Source organism: Brevundimonas sp. (genome assembly GCF_023259385.1).
In the GTDB taxonomy this organism is placed as follows: domain Bacteria; phylum Pseudomonadota; class Alphaproteobacteria; order Caulobacterales; family Caulobacteraceae; genus Brevundimonas.
Genome location: NZ_JAHFPF010000261.1, coordinates 1 through 4,825, shown reverse-complemented (window position 1 = coordinate 4,825; position 4,825 = coordinate 1). Strand labels below are relative to the sequence as shown.

Here is a 4,825-nt window from a genome sequence, read left to right as displayed (position 1 = left end):
GCCGAAGGCGCCGACGGTCAGGGCATAGAGGGCGAGAGGGGTGCGGGAGGGTGCGCTGGTCATGGAGCGCAGATGGCGGAGCGCCGGTTTCCACACTAGATGTCATCAAAGACCTGCATCTGTGAGATCAAATCAGCGATGGCCCGGCTCGACCTGAACCGCTCCGGCGAAATGGAGGTCTTCGTTCGCGTGGTGGCGTCCGGCGGCCTGTCGGCGGCGGCGCGGTCCCTGAAGATGACGCCCTCGGCGGTCAGCAAGCTGCTGTCGCGGCTGGAGGCGCGGCTGGGCGCGCGGCTGATCAACCGCTCGACGCGCAGCCTGACCCTGACGCCCGAGGGGCAGATGTTTCACGATCAGGCGGTCCGGGTGCTGGCCGATATCGACGAGGCCGAGCGGTCGGTGACGGTCTCGGCGACGCCGCGCGGGCGGGTGCGGGTCAATTCCAGCGTGCCGTTCGGCCTGCATTGCCTGATCCCGCTCACCCCCCTGTTCCGCGCCCGCTATCCGGAAGTGGCGCTGGATCTGGTGCTGACCGATCAGGTGGTGAACCTGATGGACGAGCGGGCGGACGTCGCCATCCGCGTCGGCCCCATGCCCGCGTCGCAGCTGATGGCGCGCAAGCTGATCGAAACCCGGATGGTGGTGGTGGCCAGCCCCGACTATTTGGCGCGGCGCGGGACGCCGGAAGCGCTGGACGATCTGGCGGCCCACGACCTGATCGGCTTCAACTTCACCCGCAGCCTGGACGGCTGGCCCTTCATGACGGCGGACGGACAGCGCATCCTGCGGCCAGTCACGGGACCGACCACCGCCGGGGACGGAGAAAGCGCCCGGGCGCTGGCGCTGGCGGGCGCCGGTCTGGCGCGGCTGTCCCGGTTCCACATCGGCCCCGACATCACGGCGGGGCGGCTCGTCCCCGTGCTGGAGGCGTTCAATCCCGGCGACATCGAGGAGACGCGGGCCGTCTATGTCGGCCACGGCGGGCGACTGCCCTCGCGGGTGCGGGTTTTCCTCGACTTCCTGGCGGAAGAGGTCCGTTTCTAGACGTCGAGGTCCATGGTGACCGGGGCGTGGTCCGAGGGCTGTTCCCAGGCCCGGACATCGTCGTGGATGCGGGCGCTGCCCGGCTTCACCGCGGCGGTCAGCCCCGGCGAGGTCCACAGGTGGTCCAGCCGCAGGCCGCGGTTGGACTTGCGGAAGTCGGCGGCGCGGTAGCTCCACCAGCTGGCCAGCTTGGTCGGTTCCGGGATCTGGTCGCGCAGCACGTCGCAGAAGTCGCCGGCCTCCTGCAGGCGGCGCAGGGTCTCGACCTCGATCGGCGTGTGGCTGACCACCTTGGACATGTAGCGGTGGTTCCAGACGTCGTTCTCGCCTGGCGCGATGTTGAAGTCTCCGGCCAAGACCAGCGGGCGCTGCCGGTCGCGCGTCGCCATGTCGGCGGTCAGCCGCTCGTAGAAGTCCAGTTTGTGGTCGAACTTCGGGTTCACGGCCCGGTCGGGGATGTCTCCGCCCGCGGGAATGTAGAAATTCTGGATTTCGACGCCGTCGACCACGACGCCGACGCAGCGGGCGTGCCCCTCGCGGCAGACGTCCAGCCTGGGGGCCTCGGTGATCGGCTTGCGGCTGGCGATGGCCACGCCGTGCCAGCCCTTCTGGCCGCCGATTTTCAGGTGCGGCAGGCCCATGGCCTCGAAGGCGGCCCGGGGAAACTGGTCCTCCAGGCATTTGATCTCCTGCAGGCACAGGACGTCGGTCCCGCTCTCGGCGACGAAGCGGGAGACCTGATCGGCGCGCAGGCGGACCGAATTGATGTTCCAGGTGGCGATACGAAGCATGGGATCAGCGCAGTTCCGGCAGGCGGCGGGCGACCGAGACGGACAGGCGTTGCAGGCGCTCGGAGAGGGACTTGGTCCGGCCCTTGACGGCGACATGCTCTGGCGCGCCCCAGCGCTTGCGTACGGCGTCGGCCAGGACCTTGTGGCGGTCGTACTGGTGCATGACGGGGCTGACGCTTCCATCCGGATTGGCGATCAGTCCGTCCGGGCGCAGCGCCGGTTGGGTGCGATCGCCGATGGTGGCCACGCGTCCGTAGTTCGGCCGCACGTCGGCTTCGATCAGTCCGAGGTGGACCGCCAGGTTGCAGGCGGCCTGGTCCGCGCCGAAGATTCCGCCGATCTCGGACCGGGGGATGGCGGCCAGCAGAAGGATGGCCTTGCACAGGCGGCTGGCCTCGACGGCGGGGCCGAAGACGGTGCCGACGCACAGGCAGGGCTTGTCCGCGATCCGGGCCGTGACGGCGGGACCGACCAGCGCCTTGAGGTATTTCTGGTCGAAGCTGTGATCGGCGAGGGTCGAGCCTTCGCTTTCGATGAAGACTTCCAGGCCGCGCGCGGGCTCCCCGAACGGATCGCCCTGGAACACCACGTCGCGAACGTCCGTCAGCAGGACCTCCTTCACCCACGGTCGCGCGGTCAGCCAGGCGTCATAGGCGGCGAAACGCTCCATCACGGGATGGGGCGACCATGATCCGGCGGGCAGGCGCTCGGCGGCGGCGACGCCGTATTCGGCGAACAGCGCGCGAATGTCGGGCCGGTTGTCGGCGGTCAGGACGATCTGGCCGTCGAAATGGGCCCGCAGCGACCGGACGAACGGCATCAGGTCAGCGGCGGCGTAGCCGGTCGCATAGCCCAGCACGGCGCGGGGATGGCCGTCCTCCGTCCGCGCGTCTTCGCCGGGCAGGGCGAGCTTGCTGCTGAGCCAGTCGAGGTAGCGAGACGATGCGGACATGCCTGTCCGTACAATGCCGGCGCCGCCCCGAACAGTCCTCGGCGGCGAGCGAAAAAAAGCGCCCGGTCGCAGTGGACCGGGCGCGGGGAAGTTCGTCTCTCTCGCCGCCGGGAAGGGGATGAAATCCGTAGCGGTTCAGATCGGCTCCCGCCGATCTGTTGCGAAAGTGCCACGCATGACGGAAAATGTCAAGCCGGTTCCTGTCCCGGTTCCGGCGTGTCGATACGGCCACGCTTCTCGCGAAAGGCGAATGATCTAGTTTCGGCCCGGCCTGCGAGTGGGGTCGCGCAGCTGGAACAGGCTGGCGGCCAGGTTGGAGGCCGGCTCCAGCGTGGTCAGGCGCGTGGTGGTGCGCCCGCCCTGGGCGTCGATGATGGTCCATTCGCGCAGGCGGAAAGGCTCTCCGGCGAACGACAGAATGATCTGGCCGTCGTTCGGGCGACGCGCGTCTCGCGCCGTGATGGCGAAGGCGCCCGACTGCATGCGGGTGACGCGGTCGATGCGGACCCCCTGGTCGAGGCGGACATTGCGCGCCAGGAAGGTCGAGAGCGGCGTCTGGCCCAGCGGCACCTGCTGGAAATTGTTCAGGCGCGGATCGTAGCGCTTCACGTTGTGGCCGTCCGAGACGACCAGCAGGCCGGCCGGGTTGGTGTACTCGAAGCGCATCTTGCCCGGGCGCTGCAGGTAGAAGCGGCCCTCGCGCGACTGGGGTCCCGACACCTCGGTGAACCCGCCCTGGGCCGAGGTCAGCCCCTGCAGATAGGTCTGGGCGCGTCGCAGGGTCGCCTGGTCCTCGGCGGACAGACCGGCCTGGGCGTGGGCGGGCAGGGCCGCGATGGCGGCGACGGCGGCGGATCCAAGCGCGAAGGCTCTACGCGAGACGGTCATCAGGTCTTCTCCCGTTCGGGATGGTTGTCGATCATGCCGTCTTGCAGGTCTTGTCTGTCAGGGGCGTGACCCAAGCCAGACCATATTCCGGCGCTGCGATGAAGCCCTGTTCAGCTTCATCCGATAGACAGCGGGAGGCGAAACGCTCCCGGCGACGGGTCGTTGCCCGAAATCGACGGGATCGCCAGGATGGCGGCATGAGCGCTGATCCCCATCTTCTGGCGACCTGGACCCGCGGCTGGGCCCTGACCCGCGGGGCGCCGGCGCCGGTCCTGGACGCCGGCGCGTGGCGCGTGGACGTCGGCCAGCCCGAGCAGATCGCACGCTACGTCTATGCGGAGGCTGTCGAGGCGGTCCGCGACCGGGCCATGCGAATCCGCGAGCCCCACATCTTCCTGAAGGTCTGCGCCGACGCCGAGACGGTTCGGCCGTTGCTGGACGCGCGATGGGTGGTGCAGCCGCCGGGCTTCGTGATGACCCTGGCCGGAAGCATGGGGCCCGCCGACGTGGCGCCGGACGGCTATCGGCTGGAGATCGAGTCGGGCCCGACCGTCTTCGTCCGCCTGGTCGCGCCGGACGGCGAGGAAGCGGCGCGGGGGCTGGCGGTGGTGGTCGACGGCCGCATCATCTTCGACCGGATCATCACGGCGCCGGAGCACCAGCGTCGGGGACTGGGCAGCCGGGTGATGCGGGCGCTGGAGGCGATCGGGCGTGAACGGGGCGGGCGCGACGGCGTGCTGGTGGCCACGGAGGCTGGTCGCGCCCTGTACGAGCGCCTCGGCTGGCGGCTGCATTCCCCGTACACGACCGCCGTCATCCCAGGCTGAGCCCGGTCAGCCCATCGGCGGCGGGCCGGCCAGGACATCGCGCTTGCCGGCATGGTTGGCGGGGCTGACGACGCCCTCCTGCTCCATGCGCTCGATCAGGGAGGCGGCGCGGTTGTAGCCGACCTGCAGGCGGCGCTGGACATAGCTGGTCGAGGCTTTGCGGTCGCGGGTCACCACCGCCACGGCGCGATCATAGAGGTCGTCGCCCGAGCCGCCGTTTCCGCCGCCGTCATCAAAGGCGTTGTCGCCGTCGCCGTCCGGATCGTCAGTGATCAGGTCCAGGTAGTCCGGCTCGGCCTGCGACTTCAGGTGATTGCAGACGG

At 69.5% G+C, this 4,825-nt stretch carries 6 protein-coding genes; 2 read left to right on the top strand and 4 right to left on the bottom strand.

The window, feature by feature from the left end:
* The first annotated feature begins 138 nt into the window (after positions 1–138).
* Positions 139–1,044 (top strand): LysR family transcriptional regulator, encoded by a 906-nt coding sequence (locus Q0C81_RS16130; RefSeq protein WP_291840254.1) that lies wholly within the window; start codon positions 139–141, stop codon positions 1,042–1,044.
* On the opposite strand, the gene xth is transcribed toward Q0C81_RS16130, so the two are convergent.
* The 3 genes from xth to Q0C81_RS16115 form a co-directional block, all read right to left on the bottom strand.
* Positions 1,041–1,835 (bottom strand): exodeoxyribonuclease III, encoded by a 795-nt coding sequence (gene xth, locus Q0C81_RS16125; RefSeq protein WP_291840251.1) that lies wholly within the window; start codon positions 1,833–1,835, stop codon positions 1,041–1,043. The genes Q0C81_RS16130 and xth overlap by 4 nt on opposite strands.
* A 4-nt stretch (positions 1,836–1,839) precedes the next feature.
* Entirely contained in the window at positions 1,840–2,787 is a 948-nt protein-coding gene (locus Q0C81_RS16120) for a hypothetical protein (protein ID WP_291840248.1), read from the bottom strand.
* A 255-nt stretch (positions 2,788–3,042) separates the two neighbouring features.
* A complete protein-coding gene (locus tag Q0C81_RS16115) occupies positions 3,043–3,675 on the bottom strand; it encodes an outer membrane lipoprotein carrier protein LolA (RefSeq protein WP_291840245.1) in 633 nt (210 codons plus the stop codon).
* Positions 3,676–3,872: 197 nt separating this feature from the next.
* On the opposite strand from Q0C81_RS16115, the gene Q0C81_RS16110 reads away from it, so the two are divergent.
* Positions 3,873–4,502, top strand: a complete 630-nt coding sequence (locus tag Q0C81_RS16110; protein WP_291840242.1) for a GNAT family N-acetyltransferase — start codon at positions 3,873–3,875, stop codon at positions 4,500–4,502.
* A gap of 6 nt (positions 4,503–4,508) precedes the next feature.
* Here Q0C81_RS16110 and Q0C81_RS16105 read toward each other — a convergent pair.
* Positions 4,509–4,825 (bottom strand): DNA translocase FtsK (locus Q0C81_RS16105; RefSeq protein WP_291840239.1); only part of this gene is annotated, 317 nt, incomplete at its 5' end.